Consider the following 17,736-nt stretch of genomic DNA (forward strand, 5'->3'; position numbering starts at 1 on the left):
TTTCAGCTGGCGGACAGGCGGCGGGCGATGCCGATGCGTTCGGCGTGCGCGGCGGGCCGGATGTCTGTGGTGGGTGTTCGAATTGACGGTGTACAAAAAAAACAGCGGAAAAGAAGTGGTTTTTTTTCAGTGCGATTGCGTGCGCACGCCGGTGGGGTGACGCTGCCGGGTGGCGCGCGCGGCGCCGATCACCCTTCGCTGCATGGCATCGCGATGGCGGTTCGAAAAAAAAATGCAAAAGAGTGTTGACAGTAAAAAAAAGCGTGATTAGGTTTCGCCCAGCAGACATTGCTGCGAAAGAGAGTGAGCAGAATCGACATCAAGCCGACCAGCTTGTTCAAGACGTCCACCCAAGCACGATCGATGGTGGAGTCGGGTCCGCTTCCCTCCAGGAAAACAGCAGTCGTCCCGATCACGCACCCGTGTCGCCGTTCGATGCGGGTGTTTCTGTATCCGTCCCGTCGTGCATCACCTGCGGACGGTTCCCGACGACGGCATGCCGGCGCGGGGTTTGGTTCAACTGGGCGTTTCACCTCCATAGTTCACTGACGAGGAGCCAATTACATGGCCATTAAAAAAGCTGCGAAGAAGAAACCCACCGCCAAGAAGGCAGTGAAGAAGACTGCCGCCAAGAAGGCGACCAAGAAGGTCGCCAAGAAGGCAACCGCCAAGAAGGTAGTGAAGAAGACCGCTGCCAAGAAGGCCGTCAAGAAGACTGCAAAGAAGGCAACCGCCAAGAAGGCAGTGAAGAAGACTGCCAAGAAAGCGACCAAGAAGACGGCCGCCAAGAAGGCAGTGAAGAAGACCGCCAAGAAGGCGACCAAGAAGACAGCCGCCAAGAAGGCCGTCAAGAAGGCCGTCAAGAAGGCCGTCAAGAAGACCGTAGCGAAGAAGGCGACCAAGAAGTCCGCTGCCAAGAAGCCTGCTGCGAAGAAGGTCGCCAAGAAGAAGCCGGCCGCTCGCAAGAAGAAGGCCGCTCCGGTCGCGCTGCCCGCAACCCCGGCGCCGCTGATCTGATCTGCACTACCCGATCGCCGTAACCATCGAGCTCTCTCCCCGACGCCCAGCGGGGAGGGAGCTTTTTTATTGCGCGTCCCTGGTCGATTTCCAGCGTATCGTTCACAGCGCGCGGCGGAGGTCCAAGCGTGTCGTCTTCCTTCACCCGCCTGCGGGGGAAGGTGCCCGAAGGGCGGATGGGGGCGTGGTGACCGCGCTCAGCCAAGCCGCTGCAACGGCTGCGCGGCTGTACTGTGCGATGCCGCGAGCGTGCGTTTCTCGCATCGTCCTGTGCTGCAACGTGGTGGACGGCCCGCGGCTGGTACGCGGGCGGTGTGCCGGCCAGAAATGACACAGGCGGCCGAAGCCGCCTGTGTGTGAGTCAGTGCCGGTGCAATGGTCGGCTCAGCGTGGCGAGGCCACCGACTTGCCGGACGAAACACCCTTGCCGGCCGGATCGGGTTTGTCGGCCAGCATGTTCTCGCTGCCGAAATCGCCATCCACGTCGATGTCCAGCCAGCGTTTTGCCGGCAGGCCGAGCGCGCGGTCCAGGATGGTCGGCATCATGCCCGACGGCAGGCCGCTTTCGCCGTTCCACATGATGGCAATGCCCAGGTCGCGCTCGGGCAGCAGCGCGACCAGGCCGCGGTAACCCTGCACTGCACCGGCGTGGAAGATCACCTGATGGCCGGCGTAGTCGAACACCCGCCAGCCCAGCGCATAGCTGGCCGCGTCCACGCGCTCGTGGCGCCAGCCGGAGCGCATTTCGCCCGGGGTGGAGATCAACGGTGCGTGCAAGGTGGCCAACAGCGGGGCCGGCAGTACGTCGGTGCGATGGCCGGTATGCGCGAGCAGCCACTGTGCCATGTCGCTGGCGCTTGCGTTGACACCAGCGGCTGGAGCAAGACGGTAGTAGGTGGGCTTGGGCGTCAGCGACACCCAGCCGTTGCGGCTGCGCACATGCGGGCGTGCCCAGTGCGGGCTGGCCTGGATGCCGGCCAGCCCCATGCTCGCATCGTTCATGCCCAACGGCTTGAAGATGCGGCGTTCCACCGACTGTTCGTAGAAGCTGCCGGAGGCGGCAAACACCACATCGCCGACCAGGCTGAAGGCCACATTCTGGTAGGCGTAGCAATCACCCGGTGCGCAGCGCAGCGGCGCGGCAGCCAGCTTGTGGCTCAAGGAGTAATAGTCGGCATTGGACTCGATGTCGCGGTCGTAGGCGTTGCGGGTCAGCCCGACGCGATGGCTGAGCACCTCGGCCACGGTGAGCCCACGGGTGGCGGTGTCGTCGCTGAGCCGGAAGCCGGGCACGTAATCGACCACCTTGCTGTCCCAGCGCAGCACACCATCGTTGACCAGCAGGCCGGCCATGGTGCCGGCGAAGGCCTTGGACAGGGACGCCAGGCGAAACACGGTGTGGCCATCCACCGGCTGTGGATGGTTGACGTCGGTGACGCCGTAGCCGCGCGCGCTGAGCACCTTGCCGCCCTGGACAATGGCCATCGCCATGCCGGGGACACGATTGCCGTAGGTCAGCTGGTCGGCCATCGATTCGAATGCCGCCACGTCGAAGCCGGCGGCCGGCGCCAGCACGCTGGCGGCGGGCAACGAAGCGCGATACGCAAGCGGAGCGGTGGGCGACTGCATGTGCAGCGCGGAGGCAGTGGGCGCAGGCGTCTGTGCCGTGGAAGAGAGGGCCAGAGGCAGCAATGCCCCGAACAGCCCGATGGCCAACGGACGGAACCGTCGGCGCCTGCGCATTTCTGTCATGGTTGTGCCGCCTGTTCCACTGCCTTGGGCGATTCTAGCGCCGCACTTCGCAATAGCACAAACTGCCGGAAGATGAATGGGCATCGTATTGATCCGATTGACGATTTGTATCCCGCAGAGCGGCCAATTCGCGCCCTGGGACGGGAGCTGCGAACCACTGCGCCGGTTGTAGCAAGCCGTGTGCCGGGAGCCGGCCCGGCAAGGCTGCCGCGCGGACTCCGGCGTGTTGTTGGCGCTTCCTGCATCGGCTAACGTGCGCGCTCCCTGGTCAGATGTCGCCGTTGCCATGCTCCTGCTGTCGGGCTCGTCCGTGCGGACATCATTGACGCCATGAGCGGTTTGCCCGCACCGCGTTCGGCGCTCGGCCGGTTGGCGCGCGCGTTGCGCGGTTCGCCGCCGCTGGCATGGTCGTTCCTGTACTTCTTCTGCCTGCTCAGCGGGTACTACGTGCTGCGCCCGGTGCGCGAGGCGATGGGCGCGTCGGCCGATGTGGAAGCGCTGTTTCCGGCCGGCATGATCGCCTTCTTCGCCACACACGGCCTGCCGCTCAAGGACTTCACCTTGCAGGTGCTGTTTACCTGCGCCTTCCTCATCATGGTGGTGACGCAACCGCTATACGGTGCGCTGGTCAGTCGCTACCCACGGCGTGTCTTCCTGCCGACGGTGTATGGCTGCTTCATCGCGACCCTGCTGTTGTTCTATGTGCTGTTCGACAGCGGCATGCCTGGGCGCGGCATGGCGTTCTTTCTGTGGGTGACGGTGTTCAACCTGTTCGCGGTGGCGGTGTTCTGGAGCTTCATGGCCGATGTCTTCAGCAATGCCGAGGCGCGCAACTACTACGGCTACATCGGTGCGGCCGGCACGCTGGGCGCGTTTCTCGGGCCGATCCTCACCCGCACGCTGGTGGAGCGGATCGGCATCGCCCACCTGATGCTGGTGTCCGCCGGGTTCCTGACGGTGTGCGTGGTGTGCGTGTTGCGGTTGCGGCTGTGGGCGGTGGCGCGCGAGCAGCAGTTCGGGTTGGATTCCGGCGAAGTGTCGATGGGCGGCGATGTCTTTGGCGGGCTCAAGCTGATCGTGCGCGAACCACTGCTGCGCTGGCTGGCGCTGATGACCCTGTTCGGCGTGGGCGTCGGCACCTTGCTCTATAACGAGCAGGCTGCGTTGGTCCGGCGGCTGTATACGGATGCGGCGGCCAGCACGGCGTATTACGCCAGCATCGATCTGGCGGTCAACGCACTGACGCTGGTGCTGCAGTTGCTGGTGACACGCGCGCTGCTGTCGCGCTTCGGCATCGCGCCGGCGTTGCTGATTCCGGGTGTGGCCATCACCCTGGGCTACGCCGTGCTGACGGCCTCACCGCTGCCGATGATGCTCGCGATCGTGCAGGTGATGACGCGCTCCAGCGAGTTCGCACTGGCCAAGCCGGCACGCGAGACGCTGTACACGCGAGTCAATCGGCAGTGGCGCTACAAGGCCGGCGCGGCGATCGATACGGTGGTCTACCGCGGCGGTGACCTGAGCTTTGTGTGGATCCACAAGCTGGTGTCGGCCCTGGGGTCCAGCGCGGTGTTCGGCGTCGGGTTGCTGGCGGCTGCGGGGATGACCGTCGGTGCGTTCGGCCTGTTGCGTGAGGCGCGCAAGCTGCCTGCCGAACGCGCGACCGACCAGAACCGGCAGGCGTCCAGGCCGCAGGGCTGATCGCTTGCGCGGTTGCGGGTATGCTGCCTGTCACCTCCCTTGCAGATTTTCGCCATGTCCCTGTTTGCGATCATCGCTGGCGTGCTGGTTGCCCTGTTGCATGTGGCCATCCTGGCGCTGGAGATGGTGCTGTGGACGCATCCATTGGGCTTGAAGACCTTCCGCAACACGCCGGAGAAGGCGCAGGCCACGCGCGTGCTGGCAGCCAACCAGGGCCTCTACAACGGCTTTCTGGCCGCTGGTCTGTTCTGGGGTGCACTGGCCGACCGTGCGGACGTGCTGAGCTTCTTCCTGGGCTGCGTGGTGGTTGCCGGCGCCTATGGCGCCTATAGCGTCAACCGCCGCATCTTCTTCGTACAGGCCCTGCCTGCATTGATCGCACTGGCACTGGTGTGGCTGTCGCGCTGAGACGTCTGGCGGTAGCGGGTGGCTTCTTGTAGGCGCGCGCTTGCCCGCAAAGAAAACGGCGGGCTAGAAGCCCGCCGTCATCGCTCACCAGATCGACCTGCGTCTTACGCCGCTTCGCGCGGCTGCCGTGCCTGCGGCTTGTCGTAGAAGCTGGCCGCACGCAACTCATGCGGATCGAAGTCGTCCACGGTAATGGTGTCCATCATGATCGCGCGCAGCTCTTCCAGCAGCTTGCGCTCTTCCAGGGTCAGCACGCCTTCGGCGACCGCTTCGTCCAACTGCGCAGCGAAGTCCAGTGCCTCGATGCCCTTGGTCTTGAGCGCCTTGAGGAACTTGCGCTCCACCGGCTCGGCCATCACGGCCTTGGTCAGGTAGCTGGCGATGCGGCCGCCCGGGTTGTTGGCGCAGGGCGTCAGGAACACGCCTTGTGCCAGGCGGTCGCGTGCCTCGTTCGGGGTCATCAGCAACGATGCCACGCGGTGGCCCAGACGATCGCCCGGCGCTTCGGCACGGCGGCCCAACGGGAAGATCAGCACCCACATCAGCCAGCCCACCGGGCGGATCGGGAAGTTGCGTAGCGCGGCCGATAACGCGGTTTCGATCTTGTGCACGCTGTCGTGGAAGGCCCAGGCCAGCAGGGGCTGGTCGGTGGCCGGTGCGCCGTCGTCGTGGTAGCGCTTGAGCATCGCGCTGGTCATGTAGATGTGGCTCAGTACATCGCCCAGACGCCCCGACAACGACTCCTTGAACTTCAACTTGCCGCCCAGCATCAGCATCGACACGTCGGCCATCAACGCCAGGTTGGCCGAGTAACGGTCCAGCTTGCGGAAGAAGCGGCGGGTGTAGGCATCGCCCGGCGCTGCGCCAATGCGTGCACCGGTCAAGCCGAACCAGAACGAACGCACGGCATTGGAGATACCGAAACGGATGTGCCCGAACAGGCTCTGGTCGAACGCTTCCAGGCCGCGACGCGTGTCCGGATCCTGCGCCGCCTGCATTTCCTTCATCACCCACGGATGGCACAGGATGGCGCCCTGGCCGAAGATCAGCAGGCTGCGGGTCATGATGTTGGCGCCTTCCACGGTCACGCCGATCGGCGCGGCCTGCCAGGCGCGGCCGGCGAAGTTGCGCGGCCCCAGGATGATGCCCTTGCCGCCGATCACATCCATCATGTCGCTGACCACTTCGCGGCCCATGGTGGTGCAGTGGTACTTGGCGATCGCCGACGGCACCGACGGCACGTCGCCGCGGTCCACCGCCGCCGCCGTGGCCTGCGCCAGCGCGCTGATCGCGTACGCCTTGCCACCGATGCGCGCCAGCGCTTCTTCCACGCCCTCGAAACGGCCGATCGACAGGCCGAACTGCTTGCGGATGCGTGCATATGCGCCGGTGACCACGGCCGCCGCCTTGCCACCGCCACTGGCAGTGGAGGGCAGGGTGATCGAACGGCCCACGGCCAGGCACTCGTTGAGCATGTTCCAGCCCTTGCCCACCATCTCCACGCCGCCGATCAACTGGCTGAGCGGGATGAACACTTCTTCGCCATGGATCGGGCCGTTCTGGAACGGCGAGTTCAACGGGAAGTGGCGACGACCGATTTCCACGCCGGGCGTTTCGCGCGGCAGCAGGGCCAGGGTAATGCCGATGTCCTTCTTGTCGCCGATCAGGCCTTCCGGATCGTAGGCGCGGAACGCCAGACCGATCAGCGAGGCCACCGGGGCCAGGGTGATGTAGCGCTTGTCGAAGGTGAGCTTGACGCCGAGCACGTTGGCGCCGTTCCACTCGCCCTTGCAGACGATGCCGTAGTCCGGGATCGAGGTGGCATCGGAACCGGCAAACGGGCCGGTCAGGCCAAAGCACGGTACTTCCGCACCCACGGCCAGACGCGGCAGGTAATAGTCCTTCTGCTCGGGAGTGCCGTAGTGCAGCAGCAGCTCACCTGGGCCAAGCGAGTTCGGTACGCCTACGGTGGAGCTGACCACGCTGGAGATCGAAGACAGCTTCTGGATCACCTTGTGGTGCGCCAGCGCGCTGAAGCCCAGGCCGCCATACTGCTTGGGAATAATCATGCCGAAGAACTTGTTCTTCTTGATGAAGTCCCACAGCTCCGGCGGCAGGTCGGCGTAGACGTGGGTGATTTCCCAGTCGTTGACCATCTTGCACAGCTCTTCCACCGGACCGTCCAGGAAGGCCTGCTCTTCGGCGGTCAACTGCGGCTTGGGATAGTTGAGCAGCTTCTGCCAATCCGGGTCACCGGTGAACAGCTCGCCTTCGAATCCCACCGAACCGGTTTCCAGCGCAATGCGCTCGGTCTGCGACAGCGGCGGCAGCACCTTGCGGAAGAACGCCATTAGCGGTGTGGTCAACAACGGCTTGCGCAGGAACGGCAACAGCACCGGCGCAGCCACCAGCACGACCAGGACCGCAGCGATGATGGTGGCGGTCAGGTTGGCTTCCAGCAGCCAGCACGCCACCAGCACGCAGGCGCTGATCGCAACCCAGGTGGCCAGGCGCATGCGGTGATAGGCCGCGATGCCCGCCGCCAGGATGACGAGGAGGAATGGTGCAACGATGCTCATGGTCTTGCTCCAGTGACATGCTCGGTGATGTTGGACGCTGCGATGGTGCCAACCGGGGGCAGTGCGTCCAGATAATGCAACACGGTGGCGGTAAACGTGGTGTTGTCGTCGCCGGCCAGCATGTGCGTGGCCTCGGGAAGCTGCACATGCTGAGCGTGCGGGGCGATCGACAGGAACTCGCTGATCGTGGCCGGCGTGACCAGATCGCTGCGGCCGCCACTGATCAACAGCATCGGGCAACGCACCTGCGCGGCGGCGTCCAGCACAGTGTCCTGCTGCTGCGACTGCGTGCCGGCCAGCTCACCTATCAAGCGTGCATCCCAATGCCAACGCCAGCGGCCATCTGCGCGTTGCCGCAGCAGCGCCTGCAATTGATCTTCGGTCTTGCGCGGACGCTGCGGCAGGTAGAGCGCGATTGCATCGGCGGCGGCATCCAGTGAAGCGAAGCCATCGGGATGGGCGGTCATGAAACGCAGGATGCGCTCGGCCCCGGTGCTGTCCCAACGCGGCGTGATGTCGACCAGCACGATGGCGCGGAACAGTCCCGGCCAACGCGCTTCGGCCATCAGCCCGAACAATCCGCCCATCGATGCGGCCACCAGCACCGGTGGCTCGGCCTGGTTGCCGGCCAGCACGATCAGGTCGTCGGTGAACTGGGTGCGGGAATAAGGCGTGTCTGCCGGATTGGCGCTCGACTCACCATGCCCGCGTGCGTCGTAGCAAAGCGCCCGGTAACCGGCCGCCGCCAGGGCGGTGGCCGTCGCTTCCCAGGCATGTCGCGTCTGTCCGAAGCCATGCGCGAGCACCACCGTCGGCGCCTGCGCCGCACCGCGCACCGATACCGCAAGCAGCGCATCGCCAGCGGGGACGCTGGAGACGGCTGCGGCTTGAGCATGAAATGAGCTAACCATACTTAATGGTATGGACGCGGCTTGGTGGCTGTCAATACTGCCTGGTATGGATGGTTAAACCGTTGAATGGTGTCGGGTGGGTGCCAGATATGTGACGCATACTGCAACTGACTCAAGCGTATGGTTAAATCGTCGGATGAACGACACCATCGACTCCAGCTCCACCACGCCCCGCAGTTCCGGCCGCGGCAATCGCCTCAGTGCTGACGATTGGGCACAGGCGGCCCTGGATCTGATCGCAGAGCAGGGCGTGGGTGCGGTGGCCGTGGAGCCACTTGCGCGTCGCCTGGGAGTCACCAAGGGCAGCTTCTATTGGCACTTCCCCTCGCGCGACGCGTTGCTGCAGGCGGCGCTAGAGCGCTGGGAAATCTTCGAGCAGAAAGAAGTGTTCGGCAGCCTGGAAGACGTGCCCGATCCCAGTGCCCGCCTGCGCGCGCTGTTCCAGCTGGTGGCGCACGAGGTGACCCCGCACGTCATCTACAGCGAACTGCTCAAGGCGCTCGACCACCCGGCCGTGCGCCCGGTCATCGACCGTGTTTCGCAGCGTCGTCTGGACTATCTGATCGCCTCGTTTCGACAGGCCGGCTTGTCGCGCACCGACGCCCAGCACCGCGCGCGTCTAGCGTATGCGGCCTATGTCGGTTTCCTGCAGCTATCGCTGCAACTGCAGCAACCCCGGCAGGCGCGCGAGGAGTTTGAGGCCTACGTGGAACACGTGATCCAGACGCTGATTCCAGCGTGATCCAGGCCGCCGGGCGATGTGCGCAGATCGCCATCGGCCACTGTTGCCGGCCTGACGGGCGATATCAGGCCCCGCCTCCTGAGGAAGGAGTGCCGGCGCTTGTCGGGCAGACCAACACAGCATTAACGGCCAACAGTGCCGCGACTTTAGTGACCGAAAAACGAAGGTCGATGCTGAATCCCGGCTGAAATTCACGAGATAACAATTTTTTGTTAACGCATCTTTAATTTCTCCATCATGATGGCTACTATCGGCTGAACCTTCGTATTGGGCTCGCCCTTCGATCCCGCGAACGGTTGTTCTTCACGCCATTACCAAGATCTTGGAGAGAGAGCTCAATGATGTACAAAACCAGCAAGCTGCGCGACGCGATTTCGTTCGCCATCGCGGTCGGCGCCGCCGCCTCGGCACTGCCTTCGACGGCGGTTGCCCAGGACGCGGGCGCGACCAACCTCGATCGCATCGAAGTCACCGGTTCGCGCATCCGCCAGGTGGACACCGAAACGGCCCAGCCGATCCTGACGGTCAGCCGCGCCGACATCGAGAAGCAGGGTTTCTCGTCGGTCGCCGACATCCTGCAGAACATCAGCGCCGTCGGCACGCCGCCGATCAGCCGCGCCTCGCCGCTGTCCTCCGGCGAAGCGGTTGGCGGGACCTATATCAGCCTGCGTGACCTTGGGGCCGCGCGTACCCTGGTCCTGGTTAACGGCAAGCGCCTGGGCATCACCACCGATGGCCTGCAGGACATCTCCACCGTCCCGGTGTCGTCGATCGATCGTATCGAAGTGCTGAAGGACGGTGCTTCCTCGATCTACGGTTCCGACGCGATCGCCGGCGTCATCAACATCATCACCCGTACCAACTTCGACGGCGCGACCGGCAATGTGTATTACGGTCAGTACTCGCAGGGCGACGGCGAGACCACCAACGCCGACTTCGTGATGGGTGTGACCGGTGAGCGTGGAACGCTGACTGTTGGCGTCGAGTACGCCAAGGAAAACAAGGTTGCGGCATCGGATCGTCCGTATTCGGAATTCCCGCGTTCGGCCAATCACCCGGATTTCGCCTGGACCGCCGTGGGTGAGTTCGGTGGATTCGTGAGCCGCCCGGGCGACGCGCTTCCCAATGTGCGTTACCCGGCCGCCTCGGCAACCAATCCGAATCGTGAAGTCCGCGTGCTGGTGCGCGATGGTGGAAACCCGAACAACCCGGCCGACTACCGCGCCCAGAACACCGACCAGACCGTTACCCAGGACAAGACCAACACCAACCGCTGGACCGACCTGCGTACGCCGCAGGAGCGTCGCTCGCTGTTCGTGGATGGCTCGTACGATGTGACCGAAAACGTGCGTTTCCGCACCAACGTGCTGTACAGCAACCGCGATTCGGAACGCCAGATCGCAGGTTATCCGTACCAGGCGCTGGCGTTTGGTTCGCCGATTTCGGTCGATAGCGCGTTCAACCCGCTCGAACGTGAAATCCCCAACTGGTGGCGTCGCACGACCGAAGTGCCGCGCACCACGCGTGCGGACCTGACCACCTATCGCTTCTCGGGTACCTTCGACGGTTCGTTCAACGTTGGCGAGCGTATCTTCGACTGGGATGTGGGCTATCTCTACAACAACAACAAGCTGGTGCAGAGCGGCTACGGCGATCTCAACCTCACCTCCTTGCGTGCAGCCGTGGGTCCGTCGTTCATCAACGGATCGGGCGTTGCCCAGTGTGGTTCCGCCGCCGCCCCGGTGCCGCTGGCGCAGTGCGTGCCATTCAACCCGTTCATCGCCGCTGGTCTCACCGGTCCGGGCGCCTTCACCGGCAACCAGGCGCTGCAGGATTTCCTGATCCCGACCACGCACGCAACCGCCAACACCAAGACCAAGGTGGTCACCGCCAACCTGGCGGGCAGCCTGTTCTCCCTGCCTGCCGGCGATCTCGGATTCGCCGTGGGTGCCGAGCAGCGTAAGGAAGAGGGCGAATTCAGCCCCGATGCGCTGGCACAGTCGGGCAATACCTCTGGCCTGGCCAACTTCCCCACCGGCGGCAGCTACAAGGTGGAAGAAGTCTATGCCGAGTTCAACGTACCGCTGCTGGCCGACCTGCCGTTCGCTCGCGAATTGAGCCTGAGCCTGGCGTCGCGCTACTCCGACTACAACACCTTCGGCGACACTGTGAACAGCAAATTCGGCTTCAAGTGGAAGCCGATCGATTCGCTGCTGGTCCGTGGTACCTGGGCCGAGGGCTTCCGCGCACCGACCATCTCCGATCTCTTCAGCGGTGGTTCGCAGACGTTCGATTCGTACACCGATCCCTGCGACGTCCAGTTCGGTGCTTCTCGTACCAGCGCGGCAGTTCGCGCGCGTTGCGCGGCCGCACTGCCGGTCAGCGCGGCCACGTTCCGGCAGCAGGCGCAGGGCTTCGTGCCGACCACGGCCGCCTCGTCGCAGACGCCGGTGCCGTTCGTGTCGGGCTCCAACTCCCAGCTGGTTCCGGAAACCTCCACCTCCAAGACCTTGGGCTTCGTGTGGAGCCCGGGCTTCGTGAGCGGTCTGAACGTCTCGCTCGACTGGTGGCAGATCCGCGTCGAAAACACCATCATCGGCGACACTGCGAACCTGATCCTCAACGACTGCTACCTCAACGGCATCGCCGAGCGCTGCAATGCGTTCACGCGTGACCCCGTCAGCGGCATCGTCAATACCTTGAACCGGACCTCGATCAACGCCGGTTATCGTGAGGTGGAGGGCTACGATCTGGACCTGGGCTACCGCTTGGCGACCGACACGATCGGCACCTTCGGCGTCAAGTGGACCACCACCTACACCAGCCGCGACGAGTTGGTGACCACTCGCAACCGCGTCACCGACCCGAACCCGTTCACAGGCGTGGGCTGGGCAGGGACCACCACCGGTACGCACTTCCGCATTCGTTCCAATGTTGCCTTGAATTGGGATAAGGGCGATTTCGGTGCCAGCTGGACGGTGCGTTATTTCTCCGGTCTGAAGGAAAGCTGCCTCAGCGCGTCGCTGTTCCCGGACGAGTGCAGCGATCCGAACTACCGCGCCCCGAACAACCAGGGCGTTTCGGTCGGCAACCCGACCAACGAGCGTGGCGCGACCATCTTCAACGACGTCCAGGTGCGTTGGAATGCGCCGTGGAATGCGACCATCGCCGCTGGTGCCAACAACGTGTTCGACCGCGTCGGTCCGACCCTGTACAGCCAGCCGAGCGCCAACGTCTCCTACTTCGGTGGGTTCGACATTGGTCGTTTCCTGTACATGCGCTACACCCAGCGTTTCTGATAGCGCGCAGTTTAGCGTTTGAGTGCAGCTACGCCCCCGCATGGGGGCGTAGTTGTTTGTGCGGTGGGTAATGCCGCGAGCCCCGCGCGCCGTCCCCCGGGTGTACGGCATCGACAGGCCCTGCGATGCCGATAGAGCAGGGCCCCAACGGTCAATCGCGGACGGGTCAGCCAGGCGCAAATCCACCGTGACATGGCATGACAAAAATCAGCAACATTTGTGGGTTAAAAGGGGTTCTCTATATGGCGAGCAGCCAAGTAATCTTGGTTGGCGCCAAAGGAGTTGCCAAGCTTAAATCCGCAGCAGTATCGGAATCTTGATCTTTATCTGCAGTGATTTAAGTGGTTTCAAAATTTTGACTTTTTATATCATAGGGATGGTGATATGGATGCTGTATCTCGCACATTAGCTCGTTACTTTACTCTTTGCGCGTCAGTCGGCTTGCTGTTCATGGCGGCATTGGAGGCTAATGCGGCATCTTATTACGGGCCTCCGTACACTCTTAATACCATTTACGGAAATCCCACCTTCGAATCCGCAGGCGCTGGTGTAGATTGGATTATTGGTCAGATGACCAAGGGCTGCATATCAAAGCCGCAGGGCTGTTCGTCTTGGCCAGTCGTTAAATATAATTCCGCAACGACTGGCGCATTTGTCATGTGGCCGAATGACCCAACTGGATTGGGTTACTTTGTCGAGGCAACAAAATACACGGTAGGCTCGCCAAGGAAGAATCTTGGCGGCTGCAGTATGTCTTGTAGTGGCGGTATTGGCGGCAGCAAGGATGGCACCGGTCCCCGTGGCAGCCGAGATAGTGCGGCTGCAGCGAATAAATCCGGCTCGGTGTTTGAGGGTGATCCCATCAATGTAGCGACAGGAAACTTTTATCGTCAAGATACGGACTACGATAATTCTGCTGGTCTTGTGTTTCGGCGATTTTACAATAGCGCGTCGTCGGTGACTTCCACCTCAATGGGTAAGCAATGGCGCCATTTTTTTGATCGAAGTCTGGAAATTCAACGCTCTACAAGTGCGATGACTGACACCCAAGCGATCAACGCGTACCGTCCAGATGGAAGTTCGGTGACGTTCCTGCTGACTAATAGTGTATGGAAAGCTAGCTCTGATTACGCAGAGACGCTTGTCGAGCGTCCGGACGGGGCGGGCTTCGCACTCGCGATCTCAGCAACTCAGCAGACAGAAATTTATAATGCAAAGGGTGTTTTGCAGGAGGTCTACGATAGATCGGGCCAGAGAATCTATCTGCTGACCTATAGCGTTCCCGATGCCGCAGGTGTGGGAGGGGGACTCCTCTTGAGCGCTGCCGATAGAAATGGCCGGAAAATCGACTTTGATTACGATGGTGCATCAAGGTTGGTTGGAGTGACACTCCCTGATAAGGGGAGGGTTGTCTATTCATACGGCACGAATGGCTACCTGGCATCGGTAAAATATCCCGATGGAAACTCCATTGGCTATCTCTATAATGAGAGTGATTTTACTTGGGGTAATAACCTTCCTGGTGTGATGACTGGGGTGATTGATGAAAAAGGGGGGCGTTATGAGACGATCACATATCAGTCTGGGGGGCGGAGAGCGACGTCTGCATCCTTTGCAGGGGGAGTTGACACAACAAGGATCGATTACGACGCGTATTCCACTAATGGAATAGTGAATGCGTCCGTGGCTGGCCCGTTAGGGGTACGCAGTTATTTCAGTTTTGTGGATGCTGCGACCGGTGCTATCCGCTTTGCAAGCTCTGGTTTGCCTTGCGGCACACAGTGCAACCAGCCTTACAGGGCTATCACATACGATGCAAACGGTTACGTCGCATCCATGACTGACTTCCTGGGCAACAAGACGCAGACCAGCTTCGATGTCAACGGCTTGCTTCAACAACAGGTCGATGCAGTAGGCTCTACACAGCAGAGAACTACCAATACTGTCTGGAATACTGCTATCCGCCAGCCTATTGAACGAACCGTTCTCGATGCAAATAATGTTGCCAAGGCGAAATCGAAATGGGCTTACAATAGTAGTGGACTGCAGATAGCTAGATGCGAGATTAATACTGCCGTGGCGGCGGCTGATGCGTATGCATGCGGAAGTTCCACAGATGCGCCGGAAGGCGTCCGCCAGTGGCGCATAAGTTATTGCGAAAAAGTCGACGCAGTCAATTGTCCACAGGTTGGCTTGATTGTCTCGGTAGATGGCCCCCGGACAGACGTTAGCGATGTTAGGTCCTACCGTTATTTCACCTCCAGCGACGAATCCGGGTGTGGTACGGCAGGGGGGCAATGTCATCGCGCTGGCGATATTTTCCAGACCACAGGTGCGGTAGGGCAAGTCACTACATATGCCTCCTACGACGTCAATGGCAGGCCTGCACGAGTCGTTGATTCGAATGGGGTCGCGACTGACTTCAGCTACGCGCCGCGCGGATGGCTGACTTCGAAAATTACCAGGTTCGCTGCAAACGGCGCTGCGTCTGCCCAGGATCGCGCAACGACCATCAATTATGATGAGACCGGAAACGTAAAGCAGGTGATAGAGCCTGATGGCCTCACGGTGACGTATGGATATGATTCGGCACACCGTTTGACAGATATCACTGACGGTGCAGGCAATAACGTCCATTATGTCCTTGATGTGGCTGGGAATCGGTTGAAGGAAGATGTCAAGGATCCATCTGGAACTGTCAAGAAAACTCTAACGCGTGTTTACAACAAGCTTGGTCAATTGCAGACCCAAGCAGATGCGTCTGCCAACCCAACCGATTTTTCGTACGACCTAAACGGTGATCTCAACTTGGTGGCTGATGCATTGGGCCGCAAGACGCAATTGAATTCTGATCCACTACGTCGTGTGGTACGGACTCTTCAAGACGTCGGCGGCCTGGCTGTGGAAACAACGCAGCAACTGGATGCGCTGGATCGCGTCACCGCCGTGATCGATCCTAAGAGTCTGGTCACGCGTTACGACTACAACAGCCTTGGCGACCTCGGCAAGTTGACTAGCCCTGATACAGGCGTTACCACATATAGCTACGATGCGGCAGGCAACCGCACACTTGAAGCGACTGCCCGTGGAGTCAAGATCAGTTCGAGTTATGACGCGGTGGGGCGGTTGACCAAGCTGAGTTATCCCACAAGCACTTTCAATGTTCTTTATAGCTACGACGCCGCGGCTGTCAGCTGCCAAGCGGGGGAGACGTTTGCGAATGGCCGTTTGGCATCCATCAAAGACAGCAGCGGGACGACTGAGTATTGCTACAACAGTTTCGGCGACGTAGTGCGTAAGCAGCAAACCACCAACGGAAAAGTCTTCACGTTGCGCTATGGCTACACCATAGGCGGCCGTCTGGCGAGTGTGATCTACCCGGATGGAGCAACGGTGGACTACGTTCGCAATGGGCTGGGCCAGGCCATCGAGGTGGGTTATACCCCTATCACGGGCGCACGCCAGATCCTCTTGAAGAACGCCAGCTATCTTCCGTTGGGTCCGGTTTCTGGCTGGAATTATGGCAATGGGCGTGTACTGACGCGTACTTACGATCAAGATTACCGTCCAAAGGCGGTTCAAGACACGAGCGCCGGGGGGCTGGATGTCGGCTTTGGCTTCGATCCGGTGGGCAATCTTTCCAAGCTGACCCCGGCAGGCGGCACCGTCACGGATGTCGTGCTGGGCTATGACTCGCTTGGCCGATTGACCGAATTCAAGGATGGCTTGACCGGTACTGTACTCGATGGCTACACCTACGACAAAACGGGCAATCGACAGAGCAGCAAGTCAGCAGCCGGCACAGTTGCGTATGCATACGAGACCGGCAGCCACCGCCTGACCAGTGTAGGCGCGGTGCAGCGTGTCTACAACGCGGTCGGCGATACTACCTCGATTAATGGAGTTGAACGCGAATTTGTCTACGACGTCACTGGGCGGATGAGTCAGGTCAAGCGAAATGGTGTGGTGGCTCTAGAGTACCGTTACAACGGCCGTGGCGAGCAGGTTCGGCGCTTTCTCGGTAATGCGAATACCTACACGCTCTATGACGATTTCGGCCGCTGGATGGGGGACTACGACAATGCGGGTAAGCCACTGCAACAAGTGATATGGCTAGATAATATGCCGGTAGGTGTTACCAGTGCAGGCGCCAAGTTGATGTATATCGAGCCTGACCATTTGGGTAGCCCGCGCGTAGTGATCGACCCAACCCGCGATGTGGCGGTGTGGACGTGGAGCTTGAAGGGCGAGGCGTTCGGCAATACCGCGCCGAATCAGGATCCTGATGGCGATGGTGCGGCGCTGGTATTGGATATGCGCTTCCCAGGGCAGCGATACGATGCGGTGAGTGGATTGAGTCAGAACCACTTCCGGGATTACGATCAGACTACTGGTCGGTATGGACAGAGCGATCCAACTGGTATAGCGTCTGATATGAGTACTTATTCGTATGTCTCTGCAAGTCCTTACGAAATGTTTGATCTACTGGGGCTTGAGTCAATTGGCTCATTTAATAATGGAGGTTACAGGATATTTTGGGAGAACGGCGTTAACCTCAGAGGGCCAGATTTTGTAAAGGTTTCTTTTAGTTACGGTATTGGTACCCTTTCCTTTTCGCGAGGACGGAATGGGCGGGTCTATATGAGTAAAGGATTGGCGAAAATATATCCACATCCAATATCTGCGGGCGTTTCAGCTAGCATGGGCTGGGTTAATGAATGTGGAGAACGTCCGGGTGACGCCAAGTTGAACAATCTTTTCACCGGTCCCGGGTTAGCTACCTTTGGGGCATATGGACCATTTGGTGGAGCATATGGCTATTCTCCTGGAGCGGGGTCTACTACGGAAATTGGTGCGGGGTTGGGCGTTTCGATAACGAAGGGGGCTGCTACGGCAGGAGGCGGAGGTGAGATGGGGGAGGTTATCAGTAATGATGGCTGGGGCTGGGCATGGTGAGCGTCGAGAAATCGATATTTGTTCTTATCTTAATTTTCTGCATCCTATATGGAGTCCACCTTTCTCAGGGACGGTCTGGTAGCCACGATCCCTATGGAAAGCCAGGAGTGCATGAATTAAGGTCTGAAATCGAGCCGTTTGTGCGGAACTTTGGCGGGGCTCCCATAGATTTCTTCAACCGGCTCAGTATCGCTGGCGGCCTTTCAAAAAATATCTACTTGAGTGCTGGAAAGCTTCCTCCGTTGGCTGAGTTCAGAAGGGTCGCATTGAAGTCGGGCTGGGTAGAAATTGCGCCTGCGAAATCACCTTATTCACTAAGCTATCGGTTCTGTAAAAGGAGAATGATGCTTTTGCTTGAGCATTCCTATAAA

At 60.7% G+C, this 17,736-nt stretch carries 10 protein-coding genes; 7 read left to right on the plus strand and 3 right to left on the minus strand.

Annotation, left to right across the window (positions count from 1 at the left end):
• Nucleotides 1-27 precede the first annotated feature (27 nt).
• Together XcuCFBP2542_RS19810 and XcuCFBP2542_RS07840 are read left to right on the plus strand one after the other, a co-directional pair.
• Complete coding sequence (locus tag XcuCFBP2542_RS19810) at nucleotides 28-249, plus strand: hypothetical protein (RefSeq protein ID WP_159407354.1); 222 nt, start codon at nucleotides 28-30, stop codon at nucleotides 247-249.
• A gap of 315 nt (nucleotides 250-564) precedes the next feature.
• On the plus strand, nucleotides 565-1,017 hold the full coding sequence (locus XcuCFBP2542_RS07840) for a histidine biosynthesis protein HisIE (protein WP_104603044.1): 453 nt from the start codon (nucleotides 565-567) through the stop codon (nucleotides 1,015-1,017).
• A gap of 384 nt (nucleotides 1,018-1,401) precedes the next feature.
• Here XcuCFBP2542_RS07840 and XcuCFBP2542_RS07845 read toward each other — a convergent pair whose 3' ends face one another.
• A complete protein-coding gene (locus XcuCFBP2542_RS07845; protein ID WP_104603045.1) occupies nucleotides 1,402-2,769 on the minus strand; it encodes a serine hydrolase domain-containing protein in 1,368 nt (455 codons plus the stop codon).
• 330 nt (nucleotides 2,770-3,099) lie between these two features.
• On the opposite strand from XcuCFBP2542_RS07845, the gene XcuCFBP2542_RS07850 reads away from it, so the two are divergent.
• A complete protein-coding gene (locus XcuCFBP2542_RS07850) occupies nucleotides 3,100-4,470 on the plus strand; it encodes an NTP/NDP exchange transporter (RefSeq protein ID WP_104603046.1) in 1,371 nt (456 codons plus the stop codon).
• Between the two features lie 54 nt (nucleotides 4,471-4,524).
• Nucleotides 4,525-4,878: a DUF1304 domain-containing protein gene (locus XcuCFBP2542_RS07855; RefSeq protein ID WP_104603104.1), complete on the plus strand. Its 354-nt coding sequence runs from the start codon at nucleotides 4,525-4,527 to the stop codon at nucleotides 4,876-4,878.
• A 104-nt stretch (nucleotides 4,879-4,982) separates the two neighbouring features.
• On the opposite strand, the gene XcuCFBP2542_RS07860 is transcribed toward XcuCFBP2542_RS07855, so the two are convergent.
• Together XcuCFBP2542_RS07860 and XcuCFBP2542_RS07865 are read right to left on the minus strand one after the other, a co-directional pair.
• A complete protein-coding gene (locus XcuCFBP2542_RS07860) occupies nucleotides 4,983-7,457 on the minus strand; it encodes an acyl-CoA dehydrogenase (RefSeq protein ID WP_104603047.1) in 2,475 nt (824 codons plus the stop codon).
• A complete protein-coding gene (locus XcuCFBP2542_RS07865) occupies nucleotides 7,454-8,368 on the minus strand; it encodes an alpha/beta fold hydrolase (RefSeq protein WP_104603048.1) in 915 nt (304 codons plus the stop codon). The genes XcuCFBP2542_RS07860 and XcuCFBP2542_RS07865 overlap by 4 nt, the downstream gene beginning before the upstream one ends.
• Before the next feature lie 136 nt (nucleotides 8,369-8,504).
• Between XcuCFBP2542_RS07865 and XcuCFBP2542_RS07870 the strand changes: the two genes are divergently transcribed.
• From XcuCFBP2542_RS07870 to XcuCFBP2542_RS07880, 3 genes are all read left to right on the plus strand, one after another.
• Nucleotides 8,505-9,110 (plus strand): TetR/AcrR family transcriptional regulator, encoded by a 606-nt coding sequence (locus XcuCFBP2542_RS07870; protein ID WP_104603049.1) that lies wholly within the window; start codon nucleotides 8,505-8,507, stop codon nucleotides 9,108-9,110.
• Nucleotides 9,111-9,448: 338 nt separating this feature from the next.
• Nucleotides 9,449-12,409, plus strand: coding sequence for a TonB-dependent receptor domain-containing protein (locus tag XcuCFBP2542_RS07875; protein WP_104603050.1), 2,961 nt, complete (start codon nucleotides 9,449-9,451; stop codon nucleotides 12,407-12,409).
• Nucleotides 12,410-12,793: 384 nt separating this feature from the next.
• Nucleotides 12,794-17,365 carry a DUF6531 domain-containing protein gene (locus tag XcuCFBP2542_RS07880; protein WP_249027626.1) on the plus strand — a complete coding sequence of 1,524 codons (4,572 nt, stop codon included), beginning with the start codon at nucleotides 12,794-12,796 and terminating at the stop codon, nucleotides 17,363-17,365.
• Nucleotides 17,366-17,736 lie beyond the last annotated feature (371 nt).

The organism is Xanthomonas cucurbitae (assembly GCF_002939885.1).
Classification (GTDB): domain Bacteria; phylum Pseudomonadota; class Gammaproteobacteria; order Xanthomonadales; family Xanthomonadaceae; genus Xanthomonas; species Xanthomonas cucurbitae.

What these genes read in the sequence shown, in the direction of transcription:
- XcuCFBP2542_RS19810 (WP_159407354.1), top strand. Translation starts at nt 28, where the DNA reads ATGCCGATGCGTTCGGCGTGCGCGGCGGGCCGGATGTCTGTGGTGGGT.
- XcuCFBP2542_RS07840 (WP_104603044.1), top strand. Translation starts at nt 565, where the DNA reads ATGGCCATTAAAAAAGCTGCGAAGAAGAAACCCACCGCCAAGAAGGCA.
- XcuCFBP2542_RS07845 (WP_104603045.1), bottom strand. Translation starts at nt 2,769, where the DNA reads ATGACAGAAATGCGCAGGCGCCGACGGTTCCGTCCGTTGGCCATCGGG.
- XcuCFBP2542_RS07850 (WP_104603046.1), top strand. Translation starts at nt 3,100, where the DNA reads ATGAGCGGTTTGCCCGCACCGCGTTCGGCGCTCGGCCGGTTGGCGCGC.
- XcuCFBP2542_RS07855 (WP_104603104.1), top strand. Translation starts at nt 4,525, where the DNA reads ATGTCCCTGTTTGCGATCATCGCTGGCGTGCTGGTTGCCCTGTTGCAT.
- XcuCFBP2542_RS07860 (WP_104603047.1), bottom strand. Translation starts at nt 7,457, where the DNA reads ATGAGCATCGTTGCACCATTCCTCCTCGTCATCCTGGCGGCGGGCATC.
- XcuCFBP2542_RS07865 (WP_104603048.1), bottom strand. Translation starts at nt 8,368, where the DNA reads ATGGTTAGCTCATTTCATGCTCAAGCCGCAGCCGTCTCCAGCGTCCCC.
- XcuCFBP2542_RS07870 (WP_104603049.1), top strand. Translation starts at nt 8,505, where the DNA reads ATGAACGACACCATCGACTCCAGCTCCACCACGCCCCGCAGTTCCGGC.
- XcuCFBP2542_RS07875 (WP_104603050.1), top strand. Translation starts at nt 9,449, where the DNA reads ATGATGTACAAAACCAGCAAGCTGCGCGACGCGATTTCGTTCGCCATC.
- XcuCFBP2542_RS07880 (WP_249027626.1), top strand. Translation starts at nt 12,794, where the DNA reads ATGGATGCTGTATCTCGCACATTAGCTCGTTACTTTACTCTTTGCGCG.